Source organism: Exiguobacterium sp. KRL4, from assembly GCF_001870785.1.
Classification (GTDB): Bacteria; Bacillota; Bacilli; order Exiguobacteriales; family Exiguobacteriaceae; genus Exiguobacterium_A.
The window spans coordinates 32,615-53,886 of record NZ_MOLV01000016.1 but is presented as its reverse complement, the minus strand read 5'-3'; the positions used below and the strand labels follow the sequence as shown (position 1 = coordinate 53,886).

Genomic DNA, 21,272 nt, shown 5'->3' with positions numbered 1-21,272 from the left:
AGCAAACGACGTGACAAGAAAAAAAATCATGATCGTCGTTCTTCTGTTCTTGATTGGAATCGGAGGAACGACGTATCTGTTAGTCGATTATCGAAATCAACAAACGTTTGAGGACAGTCTTACGTCCAAAAGTCCAAAAGTATTGGAACAAGCCGCCGAAGACGTCAGTTTGTCGACGAAAGATCGTAATCGATACATTCGACAGTTTCAAGAGACACTCGAATACGACAAAGCACTTGTTTTGCTAAATCGGACAAGCGCTAAAAATCAACAAAATTGGTTTTATGTCGCTCAGTTCGCTCCAACCGATACCGTCAAACAATGGTTAGAGGCAGGGGCTTCAACAAAACAAGTGAATACGAATAAGCAAAGTGTCTTACATGTTGCAACGAGCATCAATCGTTCTGTCGATGCCTATGCATTACTCGTCAAACAAGCTTCCAAAAGTCAGTTGAATCAATTGGATCGATTTGGTCATACCCCGCTTTATTATGCGACAGTTGACCAAAATCAAGAAGCGATCGAGCTGCTCCTTGCGGCGGGTGCTGAACCGGACAAGGGAACGGATCCACCGATTTATGAGACAGTTAAACAAAACCGGACAGACTTGTATCAATTGTTAGAAACAAGTGGAGCGTCAGCAAGTACAAAACAAGTAAAACAGTTAGCGAAGACCTATGGGGCGACATCATTTCAGTAACCCAAAACACGACATCCTCATGTACAAGGATGTCGTGTTTTTGCATGTCATGGAAGTCGTTTTGGTGTTTCGACGTAGAGTTGGACGGCTCGACTGAGTGGCAACATGGCTGTTGGATTTTGAAGCACACTCGCATCATAGGTCAAACGCAGCCGTGATTTTTCCGCATCTGCCGCCTGTTTCGTTTGCATCAACGTTTCGAGTGCACGAACATCTTGCGGGAAACTGTTTTCCGGTAGATCCAGTGTTCCCCGGTACGCATTGACTTCAAGACTGCCTTTCGTGAAAATGCCGCCCTGCAAATTCATCGTCGAACCGACGGAATAAATCCGGTTCAGTTTTGTATCATCACTGTATAAAAAGGCACTCATGTCAGGTTTTGTAGTCTGCGGTGTTGAAAACTTATTGACCCGGTTAATCGTCAGACTCCCCTTACTGAGTAAAATCAACGTGTTTTGACTGGTCGAACTCGCAATGCCTTGGATATTCGCGTCGTCAAGACGACTTGTCCCGGTTGAAAACATCGTCGTCGCGAAACTGACATTGCCACGAATCAATAGATTACCAAGGACGATGATGGGGCGTTTGATTTCAAGAGGCTGATCAATCGGATTGAGCGAAGAAATCGTCAAGTTTCCATCGATGATGAGCGGTTCAGTCGACGCTTTGACGATGTCGTCTGTAATCGTCACCGTATTGTTTTCTGTCGGAGCAGGTCGAATCAGTTGTTTATCGGTGCTAAGTTCGTTTAAAAATGGTCCCGTCAAAAGAGCTTGTTTGATGGGTTGAGCGCGTAAATACGTTGCTACTGTCGCAAGTGGTGTCGTACTCGGGATGTTTAAAAAGTCGTTTAAGGCAAACTCAAAATCAAATGGGACTAATGCTTCTTTGGTTGCGATCAGATCGGTTTTGACTGTCGGGTCAAACACCGAGCTGTCACAGGTTAGGAAGTCACGACAAGTTAGTAACGGCTGATTTTTTGGTTGGAAAACTTTAACCTGACCATCAATATAGGACCGGGCATTTTTATCGGTGTAGGTACCTGTTGCGCCATTATAAATGAAATTTGGACTTGCTGAGACTTGCAACGGATTACGTGAGAAGACATTTCCCTGAATACGCGGCGCACCGTTTAGAATCACCTGGTTATCGGAACCTAAAATGTAATAAAGAAAACTGGGAATCGCCGATAGGTAGACACGTTGGGAGTATGTTTTTCGGACGGTCGGTTGGTCACCTTTCGTTTCTTCCACTTGGGCGGTCAAATCAAATGCCTTGACCCGGATATTCGAGGCGGTCTCATTTAATTCAACGGTGACATTGGGGGCTGATGTTGCCAGTGGTAAAATGATTCGATTTTTCGGATCGGCAAACAGTTCCTTGGAAGAACTGGACGGACGAATGCCGTCGGTCGTTGCGATGATTTGCTGCAAGGCGGCGATCGCTTGATTCAATTCACTTTGTGTCGCTGATTCGACTTCGATGTTCGTCCCACGAATTTCTGTCAACCGGGTGGATTGAAGACTGATTCCAATTGTCGCGACTGCCAGCACGGATAGAACGGTCAGTGTGACCAATACAAATAATAAGGTATAACCTTCTTCGGATTTTCGCATAAGTCATCCTTTCTGCCTTAGAAGCCAATCGTACTCGTAAGTGTCTGTGTTTCTTCTTGATCGACGGATTGAATCGTCAATGTGATCGTTAAGATACCATGGACCACATAGACACCGGGGTAATCACCTGTCGTAATCGTGACCGTTTCCGGACGTGACAGGGTAAACGTTTTTTGCATGCTCGTCTGCTCGTTGATGATTTCGACCGGACCGTTATAAATCAAGGTCGTTTGTTCTGTTCGTTTATCGTCGAATTTATACACAACGGGCTCGACCACATCCTCTTGATTCGCGTTATACGGAACGAAGCCAGCCGACCGTTCAAGTAAGCCGGTTGCTTGACTGAGACTGGGCAACGTTTTTTTGTAGAATGCGAGTTTGTTTGCTTGGTCGATCCGAATGGCATCAAACCCTGTGATTTCATTTAATATCAAACCAACCGAGCTGTCTGCTTCGCTCCGCAATTCACTGATGATACCGGTCGCTTGAAAACTTTTTGTCCCGGAGATGAATACCGTCAAAATGACGGCACTGAAAATCGCAGCAATGACGATGGCGACAAGCAACTCGACGAGCGAAAACCCATCATTTCGTTGAGGGAAAACTTTGATTAAGCGTCGCATTGGTGATCGATCCTTTCAAAGACGTAATCGGCTCCGGTTGTCCGTCCGGATAGACATAAATATACAGATCAAGCAGATTTGGATCGTTTTCACCGTTAATCTTGTGGGGCGTAACACTGAACTTCACATCAAACGGTAGATTATTTATTTCAGCATCGTTGAAGATTGAGTCACAAATAGCCGATACACCACATGACGGCGTGTTCGGCGTCGGTATTTCAAAAGAACCATTCTGATAAATCGTTTGTTGTGCTTGTTCCTTCAAATCATCAAAAACAAAGGGACCGGATTCTGTCTCGATGGCTTCTCGCTCAATGTAGGAGGCGGCATTCTTCGCTAAGTAATTGGCAAACGTCAATTCGGTACTGTCCCGTGACGCTGCAAGGGACTGTGAAAAGATACTGATTAAAGATACGGAAATAATCGATAAAATCGTAATGCTGACTAATACTTCAATTAACGAAAATCCGGCTTGCTTGTCTTGCATGGACTCACCTCGTGTCTGAATCAATAGGATGTCTGAACCAGAAAATAAAAAACGGTATGTATTCACACATGAAGAAAGTATTTGTCAGGTAGGACTTATGTTTCATCATAATATTCATTATAATGGAAATACTAGACACCTGAAATGGTTATTTCATACGGAAAGGAAACAGATGATGATAAATTTAAAACGTTTTGCTGTACATACGCTTCTGTTACTCGCTTTAATCGCCTTAATCTATGTTCCTTCGTTTGCCTTGATTTCCTTTACCGGAAAAGCAACAGTCGCTGAAAACTTCTCCGATACGGCCCGAATCGGTTCTGTACCGGTCAGTGGTTTGACCCGGAAAGAAGCAAAACCGAAAGTCCAGGAAGCGGTTGCGTCCTGGGCGAAAAAAACACCGTTGACGGTCGGGACGGGGGAAGGGACGTTACCGATTCCAACCGAGCTGGTGACGTTTAAGATTGAGGACTCGATTAAAGCAGCGTCTTTAAAAAAGGGCGGTGCGTTACAAGTGATCGTCGATGAAGCGGCGACGGAATCTTATTTAGCCGCACAACCGATTACATATACAGACGAGCAAATCAAGACGTTCAAGACCTGGTTAATCAAAACAAGTGAAAAGCTTGAGGAAAGTAATTTTGATCCGGCAGAGACGGCAGCCGCCATCGATCCGACAGGAGAAGTCGTCTCAAGTGTCACGTTCATGACCCGCTCAGCAGCGGAAGAACAAATGATTGATGCGATGGCGCAAGTTGATATCAAGGCTGACCAATTGATGAATGTCAAGACGTATGGGATGGATCCTGTCGCCGCGTCGTACATCGGGAGTAAACTGTACGAATTGTTTGCGAAAACACCATTTGAGATTGTCGAACGGATGCCGCATGCCCAACTGCCGGACGATGTGACACTGGGGTATGACGTCAAGATTGACGAGAAAACGGATTTTGCTGTCCGGAACACACAAGCCGTCAACTACCAAGTCATCGCGACGAAAAACGGGAGTGACGTCACACTCGAATTACGTGGGACACCATTCAAAGAAACGGTCACTGCTGTGCTCGAAGCAGAGAAAACGATTCCGTACCGGACGATTACGCGGTATTCGGCGACGTTGTCTGCTGGAACGAGCAGTGATACGCAATCAGGCGTCGAAGGGAAATCGATTGAACTATATCGCGTTACGAAATCCAATCAAGGAGAAGTCAAACGGTTACTGGCGCTCGATTTCTATTCGGCAACGCCAGCCATCGTTACGAAAAGTAGCCAAGAAGAATTACCGCCTGTCGTGACACCGCCACCGGCTGATGATCCCGTCGACGATTCGACGGATAGTACAACGGAAGAGGAGACGACACCAAATTCCGATGGGACGACAGATGATTCAACGGATGGAACAACAAACGATGGAACAACGAATGATGGGACAACAACACCAGATACGCCAACGACGCCGGATCAACCGACGACACCGGATACACCAGAAGCTCCGACGACCGGGGACCCGGCGTCACCAGTCGAAGATGATTCGACGGAAGGCGCTGTTGGTTGATACTAGAAGAAAAGAGGGATGGCTATGAATTGGACGGATCTAGCGATTGAACTGGGCATCATCATCGGTCTCGCAACAATCATTTGTGGGTTGATGTTTGCGATTCAAATTCCGTTTGTCGCGACGACATTGACGAAAGTAATTCTGTCATTAACCGCGTTGCTATTAGTGGTTGCGCTTTATTTATTAGTAAAGTTCGACTGGATGACGAATCCGTTTGTCATCGCAGGATATGTGATGACGATTTTAATCGTCACAGCGATTACGAGTGCCGTCGATGAAAAAAAACAGCAGTTGACACCACTTGACGAGGAAGAAACATGGCACGCGGAAGGATGACGACGTAAATGGCAATGAAACGAAAACGGTTAGGTGAAATGCTGTTAGAAGAAAGTGTCGTGACGGAAGCACAGATCGAGGAAGCGTTATCCGTCAAGCGGACGACGGAAAAATTAGGCGATACGTTACTGCGACTCGGTCACTTAACGGAACAACAATTGATTGAAGCCTTGCATCATCAACTTAAGATTCCCGTCATCCAACTGTATAACTATCCGGTCGATGTCGCCGTGACGAAACTGATTTCAAAAGAACTCGCTCAACGGCATACGCTTGTCCCGGTTTACCGCGAGGGGAACCGCCTGTTCATTGCGATGGCAGACCCGATGGACTTGATTGCGATTGATGATTTACGTCTTCAGACAGGATTGATGATCGAAGTAGGACTTGCGACACGCGACGAAATTCGCCGGACGATCTTAAAATATTACGACATTGATTCTTCGTTACGGGAATTGCTCGAGTCGGATGAGATGATGATTTCGGATACATCACGCGATACGGTGACCCGTGAAGATGCTCCGATCATCCGTTTGGTCAATCAAATGCTAGAGAATGGTATTTCACAACGGGCATCGGATATCCATATGGATCCGCAAGAAACATCCCTATCGATCCGGATTCGGATTGACGGCGAATTACGGACGGAAAATAACTATCCGAAACAGATCCAAAATATTTTGACGACACGGATCAAAGTCATGAGTGAACTTGATATTACGGAATCCCGTTTACCGCAGGATGGACGGATTAAGTTTCTCTATAACGGCGTCGCGTACGACTTCCGGGTGTCGACGTTACCAACCGTCTATGGCGAAAAAGTCGTCATTCGGATTCTTGATAGTTCGAACTCCAACATCTCGATTGCAAAAATCGGATTCAGCGAACGAAACGAACACCAATTTCGTGAGATGCTCAAACGACCAAACGGCATCATTTTGATTACGGGACCAACCGGGTCCGGAAAGTCGTCGACGTTGTATGCGGCCTTAAATGAGCTAAATGACGAAACACGGAACATTATCACCGTCGAAGATCCAGTCGAGTATCAAGTCGATGGCATCAATCAGGTGCAGGTCAATTCCAAAATCGGTCTGACATTCGCAAGTGGACTCCGTTCGATCTTACGGCAGGATCCAAACGTCGTCATGGTCGGAGAGATTCGCGACATCGAGACAGCGGAGATTTCGATCCGGGCCTCACTCACCGGTCACCTCGTCCTGTCGACGTTACACACGAACTCAGCCGTCAGTTCGATCACTCGATTGATCGACATGGGGGTAGAGCCGTTCCTTGTCGCCGCATCCGTCACGGGACTGATTGCCCAACGTCTTGTCCGGCGTGTTTGCCGCGATTGTGGCGAAGTCCAACCGTTATCGAAACGGGAAGAAGAATTATTTGCCCAAGAAGGGATTTCAGCGACAACCGTCATGCGCGGGCGAGGTTGCTCGTCTTGTAATATGACGGGTTACCGGGGACGTCTGGCGATTCAGGAAGTCGTCATGGTCGATGAAAGCTTACGGCGAATGATCATGAATCAATCAACGGAGAGTGAAATCACGATGTATGTAAAATCACAAGGACAACGGTTATTGTTGGCTGACGGTTTATCTAAAGTCGCACAAGGCATCACGACGACGGAAGAGATTCTGCGGACGGTGATTTCCGAATGAGTACGATGGAACGCGCCCAAATTGAAGACATCTTACGATCGTCGAAAGAAAAAGAAGCATCCGATGTCCACCTGACGGCGGGGTCACCGCCGGTCTTTCGGATTAACGGAACGCTGACACCATTCGGAACAGACAAGATGAAGCCGATCATCATTGAAGGATTCGTTCGCTCCCTTATTACCGAGGAAATGTTTCTGCAGTTAAAACAGGATCGGGACATTGATTTTTCATTTGGGGTGACGGGAGTGGCGCGGTATCGTGTTAATTGTTTTTATCAGCGCGGCGCCTTGTCGATGGCGTTTCGGACGATTCCGACCGAAGTCCCGACGCTTGAACAATTAGCGTTACCACCGGTCCTCAAACGTTTTCTGACGAAACCACATGGCTTGATTCTCGTGACCGGTCCGACGGGCTCCGGGAAATCGACGACGCTTGCCGCGATGATCAATGAGATCAATCAGACGATGTATAAACGGATCATTACGCTCGAAGATCCAATTGAGTATTTACATAGTCACCAGAAGAGTCTGATTGACCAACGGGAAATCGGGATCGATGCCCCACGTTTTGCGACCGGTTTACGCTCGGCGCTCCGGCAAGATCCGGATGTTATTTTACTCGGTGAGATGCGGGACCTCGAGACGATTTCGACCGCAGTCACGGCGGCCGAGACCGGTCACTTAGTGTTTGCGACCGTCCATACGTCGACGGCAGCATCGACTGTCAGCCGCATCATCGATGTCTTTCCGTCGGAGCAACAAGATCAAATCCGTGCCCAGTTAGCCAACGTTTTAGCAGGCGTGGTCTCGCAACGTTTGATGCCGCGGACCGATGGAACGGGGCGGGTGGCGGCGCTTGAAATCATGGTCGAAACACCTGCTGTCTCGAACTTGATTCGGACCGGGAAAGAGTATCAGCTTCAATCCGTCTTACAAACGGGAAAACAGTACGGAATGCAGACGATGCAGATGGCATTACAAGACTTAGTAAGTCGTGGCTTGATCCCAGCATCTGCCGCGACACCTTACATATCGGGGTGAATTAATGACAGTCTTCAAATACGAAGGTCGAACGATGACCGGCAAACGAAAAAAAGGCAAGATTACGGCCTTGACGAAACGAGAAGCGGCGGAGCGGTTGCGAACGGATCAGATTGCCGTGACGTTACTCGAGAAACAAGAATCAAAAGGATTAAATACGGAGATTACGTTTTTAACGGCAAAACCGAAAATCGAACATCTAGTCATGTATGCGCGGCAGTTCGCAACACTCGTCCGTTCCGGCGTCTCAATCGTTAAAGCAACGGAGATCTTGCGGAAACAGACAGACTCGAAACCACTTGAACGGGCACTTGTCGAAGTCGAAGATGACTTACGCAGTGGCGTCCAGTTTTCGCAAGCAATCGAAAAACATCCACGCGTCTTTGATACGTTTTTCGTTAGTATGGCGATGGCAGGAGAGGCAAGCGGTAACTTGGAAGAAGCACTCGATAATATCGTCACCCAACTCCAGAAGCAATACGAAATCAAACGAAAGGTCATCTCGGCCTTGATTTACCCGGCTGTCGTTTCGGTCGTCGCGATTGGTGTCGTCGTCTTCTTGATGCTCAACGTCGTTCCGACGTTTGCCTCGATTTTTGACCAACTCGGAAGTGAACTCCCGTTAATCACCAAAATCGTCGTCGCCGTATCCGACTTTTTTGTCGCTTACTGGTGGGTGTTGTTACTGATTGCCTTTGGTCTGCTTGGACTGTTGTACTTTAATTTGAAGAACGAACGGCAACGGGTCATCTTTGACCGTTTCTTACTGATGATTCCGGTATTTGGTCCATTGATTCAAAAGTCACAGATTGCCTTAATGACCCGTGGGTTGGCCGTTTTACTGAATGCCTCAGTTCCGATTCTCGCGTCCCTTGACATCACGGAACGGATTGTCACGAACCGGGTCATCCGTAAAGGAATCGCCGCAGCGAACGAAGCAATGTCACGGGGGATTCCGATGCACGAACCGTTGTCGAAAAACAAATATTTTCCACCACTCGTGACCCAGATGATTGCAATCGGGGAGGAGTCGGGACGGCTCGACTCGATGCTGACGGAAGTCGCTGACTTTTATGAGACGGAAGTGGAAACGACGACCGACCGCCTGAAGTCGATCATCGAGCCGTTACTGATCGTTGTCCTCGCCGTCATCGTTGGTGTCATCGTCATCGCCGTCGTCGTACCGATGTTTAAAATCTACTCCGACATCCAAGCCAGTTGACAACTGTCAAAACATTTACCTGTTGTAGAAAAAATACATTTTCTACAAAAAATATGGTGCTACTATAATAGTATTCGTCTGGACAGTATGACCTATACGCCAGAAACAGTAAAAAAGTACTAGGGAGGAATAATAAACATGTTAGAACGCCTAAAAGAGATCTGGTTAGATGCCAAACAAATGCGTGACGAGCGCGGCTTGACTTTGATCGAGTTACTCGTTGTTGTCGTTATCTTAGGAATCATCGCAGCAATCGCTGTCGTCGCAATCGGTGGATTGATCGAAAACTCACGTAAGGATGCGGTTGTATCCGATGCGAAACAGTTAGTAGCAGCAGCGAAACTGTATACTTCTTCGAATCCAATTCAACCGGGTGAAACAATTAAACTAGGTATTAAAGATAATGGTAATGACATTAAAGAAAAAGCTGCTGTAACGACTGGAACTGCAGCGCCACGTGAAGACTCACTTGCGAAATACATTGATGAAATGAAAGATTCTCTGAACTCAGACAAATCTTATAAATCATCGTATGTAGTTGTTAAAGAATCTCAAGGAAAATACACATACACAGTCACTTTGTTAAGTGATAAAGCAAGCAACACTTATTTTGATGGAGTAGCTTCTAGTGCATTAAAACGTTCAACCATTGAAGTAAACTAATTATGATTACCCCCATCTCGGGGGTTTTTTTCTGAACTTTTTTAAGGAGGGAAACAGATGATGACAATTGTGTTTACAGTGTATTTTTTCCTGATCGGGATGCTCGTGACATCATTTACGAACGTCGTCGGACTACGGGTCCCGGTCGGGGAGTCGGTCGTCCGTCCGCGGTCCCATTGTCCGAACTGTGGTCACGTCCTCGGACCGCTTGAGCTGACACCTGTCGTCGGTTATGTCGTGCTGGGCGGGAAGTGCCGGACGTGTCAGTTGCCAATCTCCATCAAATATCCGGCGCTCGAATTATTCGGCGGAATCCTGTACGCCTATGCTTTTTATCAGTTCGGCTGGTCGATGCAGTTTGTCTTGTCAATCGTGCTGACGAGTCTGCTCAGTATCCTTGTCATGTCCGATCTTTCTTACATGCTGATTCCAAATAAAATCTTATTATTCTTTTTACCGATTAGTCTGATTGTTCGCTACCTTTCTCCCCTTGAGAACTGGTATAATCCAATTATTGGCGGATTCGTCGGATTTGTTCTATTGTTCGTGATCTTTCTTGCCTCACGTCAAGGAATGGGGGCAGGCGACGTCAAGCTGTTTGGGATCCTCGGGATTTTTTTAGGTCCACTCTACGTCGTTATCGCGTTGTTCGTCTCTGCTTTTGTCGGATCGATCATCGGACTGACGTTGCTTGGCTTAAAACGAGTCGAACGGAAACAACCGATTCCGTTTGTCCCGTCGATTGCGATCGGCACGTTACTGACATATTACTTTGCGGACGATTGGGTGAAGCTTTATCTCGATCTGTTCCTCTAGGAAAGGAAGAATCTACATATGGCGCAAGCTAGGCGCAGAGGTACATATATCTACTTCAATTTCACGGATGTCGGGATTTTCGGAGCGGTCGTCAAAAAAGGTGTCATCAAACGCCGTGCCGTTGTCTCACTTCCACCCGGTACACTCCAAGGAGGCTGGCTTCAACCGGAAGCTTCGTTTGATTTGATTTTTGAAAGTCTGCTCGCGAAATTAAAAGTCCCACGTGGTTCGCAAGCGGTCTTAGCACTGGACGGTTCGCTTGTTCTCGCCCGTAAACTCGAAATTCCGGAGACGGTCGAGACAAATCAGATCCGCGGTTATTTGTTCATGGAACTCGGACACAGTATCGTCCTGCCGTTTGAAGAACCGTACTTTGATTACACGTTACTCGAAGAAGACGGAAAGCGGGAAATCATGTTGTACGCCGCACCGAACGAAGCGTTAAAGCAATACATGGAGTTGTTCAAACAAAAACATCTTCGTTTAGTGGCAGCAGAACCGCAGCCGCTCGCGACGTTTTTTGGTCTCGATTCCTTGTACGAAGTCGAAGCCGACAGCAATCTGTTGATCTGGAACGTCAACGCGACAAATCACCAGTTGATCATCATCGAGGACAAAGTCCCACGATTGATTCGTTCCGTCGATACCTTTGTCGCAAATGCCTGGGACGTCGATGTCATCGATGATCGACTGCATTACCGGTATAAATCGGATGATGCAAACGTCGAATTCATTTTAGAAGAGATGTTACTGGAATTTTCACGAGTCCTTGATTTTTACCGTTTTTCATTAGCCCGCGACGGTCGGGAAATCAGCCGGGTCATGTTGACGGGAGACTTCCCGTTTCAAGAAGAACTGGTCCGCCGATTTGAAGCGAACTTTGATGTTCGTCTCGAACAAGTCCCGGAGACGCTGGATGTCGTCAGTCAACCGATTCCAAAAGCCTACTTACCGCTTGTTGGTTTAGCGACGATCCATAAAGACCGGATCAATTTGTTACCGGACAGTGATGTCGCTCCAAAGTTCCCGTTAGTCGCTTCCCTGATTCTGTTAGTCTTTGGTGGGATGATTGGTGGATATTTGTACTGGCAGACAGATCAATTTGCGGACCGGATCGAGACGGCAAACAACCAGATTCAAATCGTCCGGACGCTTCAATCAGAATCCGCACAATCCGCTAAACAAGAAGTCGCACAGTTGAAAGAAACGGTCGAAGGACTTGAGGCGACACCTCGTCCTGCTGTTCCGACGCTCGAACGGATTACGCGTTACTTACCGGAACGCGGTTATATCTTACAGTTTGCGTATGGCGCCGATCACCTTGTGACGATGAATGCCCAGTTTGAAACACTGGATGAATTAAATGGGTTTTATCGCCAATTGTTGACCGATACCGCTTTTACCGGGATTACGTTGACGAGCGTCACGACAAAAACGATGAACGAAGAAGCAGAAGTCGTGACGTCGACGACGGTTGATCCGACGACAGGGGAAGAAGTGCCGACGACGACCATCACCCCATCGGATGAAACCGAGACGGAAGAGCCGCGGTATATCGGGCAATTCGGTTTGACGGTCGTCCCGGCAGAAGTCATCAAAGGGGAAACGAATCAAGCCGATCCGGACGCTCCGAAAGAAGACGGGACAACCGATTCGACGACGGATCCGGAAGCGAATCCGACGGAAGAAGTTGATCCGGCAACGGAGGCGGAACCGGGTGAAGTCGTATCGACTGAAGTAGAGGAGGTGGAAGGAAATTGAAACGATACAGTAGTTTCATTCTTCTGGCCTTGACGGTTCTATTGATCGCCGGGGGACTTGCTTATTTTGGATATACGACCTATACGACGTATCAAGAACTGAACCAAACGGAAGCCACACTCGAACGGGAACAGATGGCACTTGAAGCCGCTAAAGCGAACGAGCAGAAAGTTGACGTTGCGGAATCAAGTTTCTTACAAAAACAAGTGCCTGTCTTACCGGCAAACGATGATGTCATCGATGCGATCAATGCAGCGAGTCAGATTGCCGGTGTCAAAGTCCAGGCAATCACGTTTGGAACGGCGGGAGCCGAGACACCAGCTTCTCCCGTTCAATCGACACCAGTCGTCGATGGAGTGATGGCGACAGAGTCCGAGACGGAAGCCGCGCAGACGACAGAACCGGTCGCGACGACAAGTGCCACGGCGTTGCCAGCATCCTTGACGGTCGAAGCTCCCTCGTATCTGGAACTGATGGCCTTCCTCAAGCAGATCGAACGGACGGACCGGATCACGATTTTACGACAGATTCAGCTGACGGGACCGGATGAACCCGGTCCAGGTAGCCAAACGATTGTCCTGGAAGATGAGATGATGTCCTTTACGGTCGAGATTGAAAGTTATTACCGCCCGGATCTAAAACAATTGATTCCGGATAAGCAGACACCCTTACAGGAAACGACGCCCAAATCGGATCCGTTTGTCGATGTCACAGGTAACTAAACAGTAGACAAGTGTTTTTCCGACTCGGAGAAGCACTTGTTTTTCGTTATACTAAAAGATAATGCCAGTAAGACTGGTCGAAAAAGAATGAAAAGAGCGTGATACTGATGATAACGCAACACCAATTGATTCTGGCTTCGGCGTCGCCTAGACGAACGGAACTGTTACGACAAATCGGCATCCCGCATACCGTACGACCTGCCAACGTACTTGAAGAAGCCCCATATCCGATGTCGTCTGAGGACTACGTGATGTATCTGTCGCAAAAAAAGGCACGTGCCGTCGCGCGACCTGGAGAAATCGTCTTAGCCGCCGATACGGTCGTTGCGCTCGATCATCGGATTCTTGAAAAACCGGCTGACCGGGCAGCAGCGCTCGAGATGTTGCGGCTGTTATCAGGACGGACGCATGAAGTCGTGACCGGTGTGACCCTCTTAACGGACGAGCGGGAAGAGACGTTTACCGTGACGACGACGGTCCGCTTCTGTCCACTTCCGGAAAGTTGGATGCTATCGTACATCGCGACCGACGAACCGTACGACAAGGCCGGAGGATACGGCATTCAAGGTACAGGTGGTCTGTTTGTCGAAGCGATTGACGGTGATTATTATAATGTCGTTGGTTTACCGATCAATCCGATTAGCCGTCGCCTCGAAACGTTTGGAATCAAACCGATGTTCGCGTAATTCCTCGTACAGAAAGGTCGGATGCAGTGATTGAATGGCCAAAGGATATGATTCAGTTAAAAGGTTTGGCACAGGCGACGACAGTGGAGTTGCTGGCATGCCTCGTTCGGAGCGGGACACGGAATCGGGGACCACTCGAAATCGCAGAAGAATTACTTGAGATTTACCCTTCGTTGATTGAACTCGAAGCAGCGGGCGTTGGTGGACTTGAAAAGGCGCCGGGTGTCGGAAAAGCAAAAGCCTTACAAATCATGGCCGGACTGGAACTCGGTCGTCGACTCGTCACGGAACCGAAGTGGGTGCGTCCGGTCGTCCGTTCACCAGAGGATGCCGCTGAACTGTTGATGGAAGAGATGCGTCTATACCAGCAAGAACATTTCATCTGCCTGTATCTGAACACGAAAAACGAAGTCATCTCGAAAAAAACGCTGTTCATCGGAGGGTTGAATACGTCGATTGTTCATCCGCGTGATATATTCCGGGAAGCGATCCGCTGCTCGGCAGCGAGCTTCATTGCCGTCCATAATCATCCGTCGGGTGACCCGACACCAAGTCGGGAAGATATCGAGGTTTCGGAGCGGATGGTCGAAGCCGGAAGACTGATCGGAATCAGCTGCATCGATCACCTCGTCATTGGGCATGGACAATTTATTAGTATGAAACAGCGGGGATTTATGTAAGAATAACGTCTGAGGGGGAAGGAGACTTCCCGACCTTAGGCGTTTTTTCTTTTGCATCAATTCATGAACTGTAAACAAGCTGTAACGTTTTAACGCTTTCCAAGGAAGGCTTTTCCGTTATAATTAGTGAAGTGTATTCTCAGAGAGGGGTTTTTTGAATAATGTTTGGATCATTTAGCCGTGAAATCGGCATTGACTTAGGTACGGCAAACACGCTTGTGTATGTGAAGGGGCAAGGTATCGTCGTGCGCGAACCTTCCGTTGTCGCATTCCGTACGGATACAGGAAAGATTGAAGCAGTAGGTAATGCAGCAAAAAACATGATTGGACGGACACCGGGGAACGTGACGGCACGACGCCCGATGAAAGATGGGGTTATCGCCGATTATGAAACAACGGCTACGATGATCAAATACTTCATGGATCAAGCAACGAAGAAAAAAGGATTATTTTCATCAAAAACAAACGTCATGATCTGTGTACCAAGCGGTATCACATCCGTCGAAAAACGGGCGGTCGAAGACGCAGCAAAACTGGCTGGAGCACGTGAAGCGTATACGATTGAAGAACCGTTTGCAGCCGCAATCGGAGCCGGTCTTCCGGTCTCTGAACCAACGGGCTCGATGGTCGTCGATATCGGTGGCGGAACAACGGAAGTCGCTGTCATCTCACTCGGTGGGATCGTGACAAGCCAATCGATTCGTGTTGGTGGAGACGAGATGGACGAGTCCATCATTCGTTACATCAAATCGAAGTACAACTTGATGATTGGTGAGCGGACAGCTGAAACGTTGAAGATGACGATTGGTTATGCGCGGATCGATGAAGAGTCAGAAAACGAAACGATGGATATTCGTGGACGTGACCTCGTGACAGGACTTCCGAAACAGATCGAAGTCACGAGTGCAGAAATTTGCGACGCCTTATCGGATACGGTCGATGCCATTTTAGCCGGTGTCAAACATACACTCGAACAGACACCACCAGAACTTTCGGCAGATGTCATGGATCGTGGGATCGTCTTGACGGGTGGCGGCGCGCTCCTTAAAAACTTGGATGCGGTCATCGAAGATGAAACACGCATTTTGACACTCGTTGCAGAAAATGCACTCGATTGTGTGGCGATTGGTACAGGAAAATCACTGGAGATGATGAATGTATTGCGTTCGAAATCAGGCATCTCACAAAAAAGATAAGGACGGGATGAGCGATGAAGCGATTTTTAAATAATCGAAAACTGCTCATCACACTCCTTAGTTTTCTCCTTTTGGTGATCTTAATCGGGATTTCGCTGCAAGGGCGTAACCAAACCCACTGGTATCAAAGTTTTGTCCGCGATACGGTTGGGGTAGGACAACGTCTTTTTGCGACACCGATTGGCTGGATTGATGATACGGTCACTTCGGTTAAAGAAGTGCGAGATGTGTATAAGGAAAATGAGTATTTAAAATCACGACTGGGGGATTATGCGGGAAACTCCGTCAAAGTCCGCGACTTGGAACGTGAGAACAATGAATTAAAAGACATGTTGAAGTTAAAAGGATCGATTCGTGATTACACGTTACTACCAGCAGAAATGATTGGTCGGACGTCGTCTGAATGGCAACGCTTCGTGACGGTCAATATCGGAAAAGAACAAGGTGTCAAAACCAATATGGCAGTCGTGACCGCAGATGGTCTGATTGGTCGTGTCATCCAGACGAGTGCCTATACGTCACTCGTTCAATTGTTATCCGATACAAGCCGGACGAACAATGTCTCGGCCGTTGCGGACGATACGAAGGGTAAAGGGGTTTTCGGGACGATCGAAGGATTTGATGAAGAAACGAATCTCTTGAAGTTCACGAAGATACCAAACGATGCCAAACTGAAAAAAGGGCAAACCGTCACGACATCCGGTCTTGGTGGCAAATATCCAAGCGGTATCGTCGTCGGGAAGATCGAGCAAGTGAAATCGGATCAATACGGTGCTTCGAAAATCGCATACGTCAAGCCGGCAGCAGACTTCGAACAGTTTGGTCACGTTTTCGTGATCCAACGAGAAGCGAAGGAACCTTTCGCTGAGACCGACAAGGGAGGGGACACTAGTGAATAACATCAAGTTGTTTTTCGCCGTGTTCCTTCTTTTTATCTTGGAAGGGACACTCTTTGCGGGTCCGCTTGGGGACGGTTCACCGTATGTCGTCCACGTCACATTGATTGCCTTGATGTTTTTAGGGCGTTACGGAAAAATCGAACAGGCGCTTGGATTTGGTCTGTTGTTTGGACTGTTGTATGATTTCGTCTACTCGGATATCATCGGAATTTATTTATTTGCGTTATCTGCCATTCCGCTTTTTAGTAGCTTCGTGCTAAAATATGTAAAGGAGAACGTATTAACGATCATCGTCACCTTTACGTTCAGCGCCATTTTGTTTGAACTGGATATTTATTTCTTCACGGCTTCGGTCGTAGGTGTCGACGTTCCCTTTAAGGAGCTGGCGACGCAAATCATTCCAAGGAGTCTCATTGCCCAGTTGGTTGGGATCATCGTCTTGTATTATCCGATGACACGACTGGTGCAATCCACATTTGCTGAGAAAAGAGGATGAGTCATGATTGAGCGTAAGCGTTATGTAACGATGAAAGGTCATCGTGGTGGCCTCGCCGTCTATGTAAATGAAAGGTGCAGTGTGGATGAATTTCTTGACGATTTAGAATTGACGCTTGCCGACAAATCCGTCGAGAACGGACGCGCCGTGCCGATTACCTTCTTCTTCGGTCGACGTTATGTCGACGAAGGCGTTGTGACGGCTGTCGAGTCCATCGTCGCGCGTCATGATTCATTTTCGTTTAACGGCTATGACAGTGAGTGTCTGACGAAGGATGAAGCGAAAGCGCTCTACGGCGAACGAACGTTTCATTACTTTGGCGGCACGGCCCGCAGTGGACATGTCGTAGACGTCGAAGGGTCGATTGTCGTCATCGGCGACATCAATCCAGGGGCCGTCGTGCATGCTACGGGCAGTATTTATTGTCTTGGCGCATTGCGGGGAACCGTTCATGCAGGGAAGGGTGGGAATCAGCAAGCTGTGATTGCCGCAAGTATTTTACAACCCAAATGGATTTCGATTTCCGACTTCGTCTACGAAGATCCGGATGATGCGCCGGTAAAGGCGTTAGAAATGGGTTGTGCGTTTGTAGGAGACACAGGGGTTGAATTTTCCCGTCTTCAAACCGTCCCGCTTGCGCGGATGGATCAGTTTGCGATTGATAGTGAAAGAGGGTGACAGATATGGAACAAGTGAAAGAACAGGTACATAGAGATGCGAAAACGCATGTGGGGCGTGCCATCGTCGTCACATCTGGTAAAGGTGGAGTTGGGAAAACGACGACAACCGCAAACATCGGGACAGCGCTTGCACTGATGGGCCATTCGGTTTGTCTCGTCGATACGGATATCGGTCTTCGGAATCTGGATATCGTACTTGGACTCGACAACCGGAGTATCTACAACATTGTTGATGTCGTGACCGGGCAATGTAAATTGCATCAAGCCCTCGTTCGTGATAAACGTTTTGAAGAAATGTACCTGTTACCTGCTGCCCAGTCTAAGGATAAATCATCCGTCACACCGGAACAGGTAAAAGCCATCATTGATACGTTAAAACTGGAGTACGAATTTGTTTTGATTGACTGCCCGGCCGGGATTGAACAAGGGTTCATGAACGCGATTGCCGGTGCAGACGAAGCGGTCATCGTCACGACGCCAGAAAAAGCAGCGGTCCAAGACGCAGACCGGATCATCGGAATGCTCGAACGTTCGGAACGTAAAATCGTTCCGAAACTTGTCGTCAACCGTGTCCGATCGCATATGATGGCATCGGGTGATATGCTCGATATCGACGAAATCATGCGTATCTTGTCGATTGATCTGCTCGGATTGATCGTCGATGATGAGGAAGTCATCGCGGCGTCACACCGAGGTGTCCCCGTGACGATGAACCCGGATAACCGGGCAGGTCTCGGTTACCGGAACATCACGCGACGGATTCTGGGGGAATCGGTCCCTCTGCTCGATATCATGGAACAACCACAAAAAGGATTTTTCGTGAAGCTGAAAAAAATGCTTGGCATGAAATAAGATGGGGAAAAATAGACTAGAAGGGTTTTATGCTTCTAGTCTATTTTTCATGGAGGAATTAAGATGAAATGGATTAGTGAACAGACCCCGTCCTTGGAACGGGTGGCATTAGTAGAAGGTGGTCGGGTCATCGAATACCACGAACGGATGCGGGATGAGATTCGTGTCGGGACATTGCTGCATGCAAAGGTCGACCGATTGCATCCGACGCTCGAGGCGGCGTTTTTGATTGCGACGGACGGCACGCCACTGTATTTGCCGATCAACGAAACACTGGAGACGCTACGCCGTTATCCGGACGTTCCGACCATCGGACAAGCCGTCCAAGTCGGTCAGACGTTGCTCGTACAGGTCGTCAAGGAAGGGGCAGCACCGAAACAGCATAAAGTGACACAAAATATTACGTATGGCGGACGTTTCCTTGTCTATTTCCCGTATGGTCGCCGTGTCCGCTTCAGCCGGAAGCTTGATCTTGTTGTCCAGCAACAACTCGCGAAGATGATTACACTGGAAGCAGCAGAAGGGGTATTGTACCGGACGGAGGCGACACAGGCGGAAGCCACGGTACTGATTGCGGAACTCAACCAGTTACGTGCACGTCATCAGCACATGTTGCGACAGACGACGTTAGAACAAGATGAATCGTTGGTCATTCAAGAAGCGAAACGGCTGAGTCATGTCGAAGAAGCCCTGGTGACACATCGGCTCGATAAAGAACGACTCGAACAGATGGGATTACGGGTTGAACGACCAGTCGTGAAAGGGCGTCTGCCCGCAATGGAGCAAGTGGACCGGACGATCGAAAAAGCGCTCGATAAGGTCGTCTGGTTAGACGGTGGGGCATACTTGTTGATTGAGGAAGTCGAGACGATGACCGTCATCGATGTCAACAGCGGAAAAACGATTTCCGTCAAGGAACAAAAACGGACCTTTGATCAAATCAATGAAGCGGCAGCCGTCGAAATCATGCGCCAACTCCGTTTACGTAATATTAGCGGAATGATTGCCGTTGATTTTTTACGTGGCTCGAGCAAAGGGCAGACACGGGTGACACAACTCTTGAAGGAACGGGCCGCACACGAATCGAAACAGATTGAAATCCATGGTTTTACGAAGATGGGCTTGTGTGAACTGACACGACAACGTCACGGGAAGTCATTACTCGAACGGTCACTCGACCAGGGACAACCGTCTCGGATCGCGATTCATCGGCAACTCGAACCTCGCTTAAAAGAAATCGCCACCTATGCCGAAGCCGCTGTCGTCCGGGCACCCCTTGCTTCGCTCAGTCCATTGTTACTTGAAGAAAGTCCACTCGAACTGATCCTTGTAGAAGGTGAAACGGGAATTTTATTTACGGGAACAAAAGTTGACTGTGACGACTTTGTTAAAAGACAACAATAATTCGGGTAGAACGTTATTGACAATCTGCCTCATCGTTTGGTATTCTGAATAACGTTAGTTCGTTTGGAAGCACCCAAATGACTACAACCGCACAGACCGGGTCTTAAAGCATCCGCTGCCCGTGATGGCGAGTCTGAGTTCCTAAGAGGAGGTGCACGTAATGTACGCAATTATTAAAACTGGTGGTAAACAAGTTAAAGTCGAAGCTGGCCAAGAGATCTACGTTGAGAAATTAAACGCAGACGTCGACAGCACAGTAGAATTCGGCGAAGTCTTGATCCTTGGTGGTGACGATGTTAAAGTCGGCGCTCCACTCGTAGAAGGTGCGAAGGTCGTAGCAACGGTCATCAAACACGCTCGCGCGAAAAAGATCACAGTCTTCAAAATGAAAGCTAAAAAGAACTACCGTCGTAAGCAAGGTCACCGTCAACCTTACACGAAGGTCCGCATCGAGAAAATCGAAGCGTAAGCCATGATACGTGTCAAGATTCGACGAGATGAAGCGGAGTTGATCCGTTCCATCGAAGTGACAGGACATGCCGAGTTCGCTGAGCCTGGTTTGGATTTAGTCTGTGCCGGCACATCAAGTGTGATCTTCGGGGCATACAATGCCATCGAATCACTGCTCGGGCAGGTCCTGCTCCTTGAAATGGCAGAACAACAAGAAGGTGGCTACTTTTATGTAGAACCGTATGCTGACTTAGCACCGGATGTCAGTGAACGCACCCAATTGTTACTGGAAGCGATGTTGGTCCAACTCGGAACCATCGCCGAAAGTTACGGTGAGTTTATCCAACTTGAACAAATATAGGAGGTGGATTCCACATGTTGAAACTTAATCTTCAGTTCTTCGCATCGAAAAAAGGGGTAGGTTCGACAAAGAACGGTCGTGACTCGCAATCGAAACGCCTTGGGGCGAAACGTGCAGACGGTCAAACTGTTTCTGCTGGTTCAATCCTCTACCGCCAACGCGGTACGAAGATTCACCCAGGTATGAACGTCGGACGTGGTGGCGATGATACACTTTTCGCAACTGCAACTGGTGTCGTTCGTTTCGAACGTCTCGGACGCGACAAAAAACAAGTCAGCGTTTACCCAGCATAAGTGATCGATGAAGCAGACTCTAGCCACTTTCAGGGGTTAGGGTCTGTTTTTTTTAGGA

The 21,272-nt window shown here is 48.1% G+C and carries 24 protein-coding genes and 1 other annotated feature; of the genes, 21 read left to right on the top strand and 3 right to left on the bottom strand.

From position 1 onward, the window contains the following. The first annotated feature begins 10 nt into the window (after positions 1 to 10). Positions 11 to 700 carry an ankyrin repeat domain-containing protein gene (locus BLD48_RS10615; protein WP_071500190.1) on the top strand — a complete coding sequence of 230 codons (690 nt, stop codon included), beginning with the start codon at positions 11 to 13 and terminating at the stop codon, positions 698 to 700. A 47-nt stretch (positions 701 to 747) separates the two neighbouring features. Here the strand turns inward: BLD48_RS10615 and BLD48_RS10610 are convergent, their stop codons facing one another. The 3 genes from BLD48_RS10610 to BLD48_RS10600 are packed head-to-tail and all read right to left on the bottom strand — an operon-like array spanning position 748 to position 3,426. Further along, on the bottom strand, positions 748 to 2,316 hold the full coding sequence (locus BLD48_RS10610; RefSeq protein WP_071500189.1) for a type II secretion system protein: 1,569 nt from the start codon (positions 2,314 to 2,316) through the stop codon (positions 748 to 750). A gap of 17 nt (positions 2,317 to 2,333) precedes the next feature. Further along, a complete protein-coding gene (locus BLD48_RS10605) occupies positions 2,334 to 2,939 on the bottom strand; it encodes a PilW family protein (protein WP_083412310.1) in 606 nt (201 codons plus the stop codon). After that, positions 2,902 to 3,426: a type IV pilus modification PilV family protein gene (locus BLD48_RS10600; protein ID WP_071500188.1), complete on the bottom strand. Its 525-nt coding sequence runs from the start codon at positions 3,424 to 3,426 to the stop codon at positions 2,902 to 2,904. The genes BLD48_RS10605 and BLD48_RS10600 overlap by 38 nt, the downstream gene beginning before the upstream one ends. A 175-nt stretch (positions 3,427 to 3,601) precedes the next feature. Between BLD48_RS10600 and BLD48_RS10595 the strand changes: the two genes are divergently transcribed. From BLD48_RS10595 to rpmA, 20 genes are all read left to right on the top strand, one after another. Next, positions 3,602 to 4,981: a G5 domain-containing protein gene (locus tag BLD48_RS10595; RefSeq protein WP_083412309.1), complete on the top strand. Its 1,380-nt coding sequence runs from the start codon at positions 3,602 to 3,604 to the stop codon at positions 4,979 to 4,981. Between the two features lie 24 nt (positions 4,982 to 5,005). Continuing rightward, positions 5,006 to 5,320 carry a hypothetical protein gene (locus BLD48_RS10590; protein ID WP_014970918.1) on the top strand — a complete coding sequence of 105 codons (315 nt, stop codon included), beginning with the start codon at positions 5,006 to 5,008 and terminating at the stop codon, positions 5,318 to 5,320. Between the two features lie 8 nt (positions 5,321 to 5,328). Next, positions 5,329 to 6,993 carry a GspE/PulE family protein gene (locus BLD48_RS10585; protein ID WP_071500186.1) on the top strand — a complete coding sequence of 555 codons (1,665 nt, stop codon included), beginning with the start codon at positions 5,329 to 5,331 and terminating at the stop codon, positions 6,991 to 6,993. Further along, positions 6,990 to 8,033, top strand: coding sequence for a type IV pilus twitching motility protein PilT (locus BLD48_RS10580; RefSeq protein WP_014970916.1), 1,044 nt, complete (start codon positions 6,990 to 6,992; stop codon positions 8,031 to 8,033). Before BLD48_RS10585 ends, BLD48_RS10580 begins: the two co-directional genes overlap by 4 nt. 4 nt (positions 8,034 to 8,037) lie before the next feature. After that, a complete protein-coding gene (locus BLD48_RS10575) occupies positions 8,038 to 9,255 on the top strand; it encodes a type II secretion system F family protein (protein ID WP_071500185.1) in 1,218 nt (405 codons plus the stop codon). A gap of 138 nt (positions 9,256 to 9,393) precedes the next feature. Further along, positions 9,394 to 9,918 (top strand): type II secretion system protein, encoded by a 525-nt coding sequence (locus tag BLD48_RS10570; RefSeq protein WP_071500184.1) that lies wholly within the window; start codon positions 9,394 to 9,396, stop codon positions 9,916 to 9,918. A 57-nt stretch (positions 9,919 to 9,975) separates the two neighbouring features. After that, entirely contained in the window at positions 9,976 to 10,734 is a 759-nt protein-coding gene (locus BLD48_RS10565; protein ID WP_083412308.1) for a prepilin peptidase, read from the top strand. Positions 10,735 to 10,752: 18 nt separating this feature from the next. Beyond that, positions 10,753 to 12,495 carry a fimbrial assembly protein gene (locus BLD48_RS10560; protein ID WP_071500183.1) on the top strand — a complete coding sequence of 581 codons (1,743 nt, stop codon included), beginning with the start codon at positions 10,753 to 10,755 and terminating at the stop codon, positions 12,493 to 12,495. Next, complete coding sequence (locus tag BLD48_RS10555) at positions 12,492 to 13,217, top strand: hypothetical protein (RefSeq protein ID WP_071500182.1); 726 nt, start codon at positions 12,492 to 12,494, stop codon at positions 13,215 to 13,217. Before BLD48_RS10560 ends, BLD48_RS10555 begins: the two co-directional genes overlap by 4 nt. A gap of 107 nt (positions 13,218 to 13,324) precedes the next feature. After that, entirely contained in the window at positions 13,325 to 13,903 is a 579-nt protein-coding gene (locus tag BLD48_RS10550) for a Maf family protein (protein ID WP_071500181.1), read from the top strand. A 47-nt stretch (positions 13,904 to 13,950) separates the two neighbouring features. Continuing rightward, positions 13,951 to 14,583, top strand: coding sequence for a RadC family protein (gene radC, locus BLD48_RS10545; RefSeq protein WP_193363389.1), 633 nt, complete (start codon positions 13,951 to 13,953; stop codon positions 14,581 to 14,583). A gap of 161 nt (positions 14,584 to 14,744) precedes the next feature. Continuing rightward, the gene (locus tag BLD48_RS10540) at positions 14,745 to 15,779 is read left to right on the top strand and encodes a rod shape-determining protein (protein ID WP_014970908.1); all 1,035 of its coding nucleotides are present in this window, start codon (positions 14,745 to 14,747) and stop codon (positions 15,777 to 15,779) included. A gap of 14 nt (positions 15,780 to 15,793) precedes the next feature. Then, entirely contained in the window at positions 15,794 to 16,678 is an 885-nt protein-coding gene (mreC, locus tag BLD48_RS10535) for a rod shape-determining protein MreC (protein WP_014970907.1), read from the top strand. After that, positions 16,671 to 17,174 (top strand): rod shape-determining protein MreD, encoded by a 504-nt coding sequence (gene mreD / locus BLD48_RS10530; RefSeq protein WP_071500180.1) that lies wholly within the window; start codon positions 16,671 to 16,673, stop codon positions 17,172 to 17,174. The genes mreC and mreD overlap by 8 nt, the downstream gene beginning before the upstream one ends. 3 nt (positions 17,175 to 17,177) lie before the next feature. Further along, complete coding sequence (locus BLD48_RS10525) at positions 17,178 to 17,852, top strand: septum site-determining protein MinC (RefSeq protein WP_071500179.1); 675 nt, start codon at positions 17,178 to 17,180, stop codon at positions 17,850 to 17,852. 50 nt (positions 17,853 to 17,902) lie between these two features. Beyond that, positions 17,903 to 18,706: a septum site-determining protein MinD gene (gene minD / locus BLD48_RS10520; protein WP_071500256.1), complete on the top strand. Its 804-nt coding sequence runs from the start codon at positions 17,903 to 17,905 to the stop codon at positions 18,704 to 18,706. A 63-nt stretch (positions 18,707 to 18,769) separates the two neighbouring features. Continuing rightward, complete coding sequence (locus BLD48_RS10515; RefSeq protein ID WP_071500178.1) at positions 18,770 to 20,110, top strand: ribonuclease E/G; 1,341 nt, start codon at positions 18,770 to 18,772, stop codon at positions 20,108 to 20,110. A 75-nt stretch (positions 20,111 to 20,185) separates the two neighbouring features. Then, positions 20,186 to 20,255 (top strand) — a sequence feature (ribosomal protein L21 leader region). Between the two features lie 15 nt (positions 20,256 to 20,270). After that, complete coding sequence (rplU, locus tag BLD48_RS10510) at positions 20,271 to 20,579, top strand: 50S ribosomal protein L21 (protein ID WP_012370978.1); 309 nt, start codon at positions 20,271 to 20,273, stop codon at positions 20,577 to 20,579. Positions 20,580 to 20,582: 3 nt separating this feature from the next. Further along, entirely contained in the window at positions 20,583 to 20,921 is a 339-nt protein-coding gene (locus BLD48_RS10505; RefSeq protein WP_026827819.1) for a ribosomal-processing cysteine protease Prp, read from the top strand. 14 nt (positions 20,922 to 20,935) lie between these two features. Then, complete coding sequence (gene rpmA / locus BLD48_RS10500) at positions 20,936 to 21,214, top strand: 50S ribosomal protein L27 (RefSeq protein WP_012370976.1); 279 nt, start codon at positions 20,936 to 20,938, stop codon at positions 21,212 to 21,214. Positions 21,215 to 21,272: the final 58 nt, after the last annotated feature.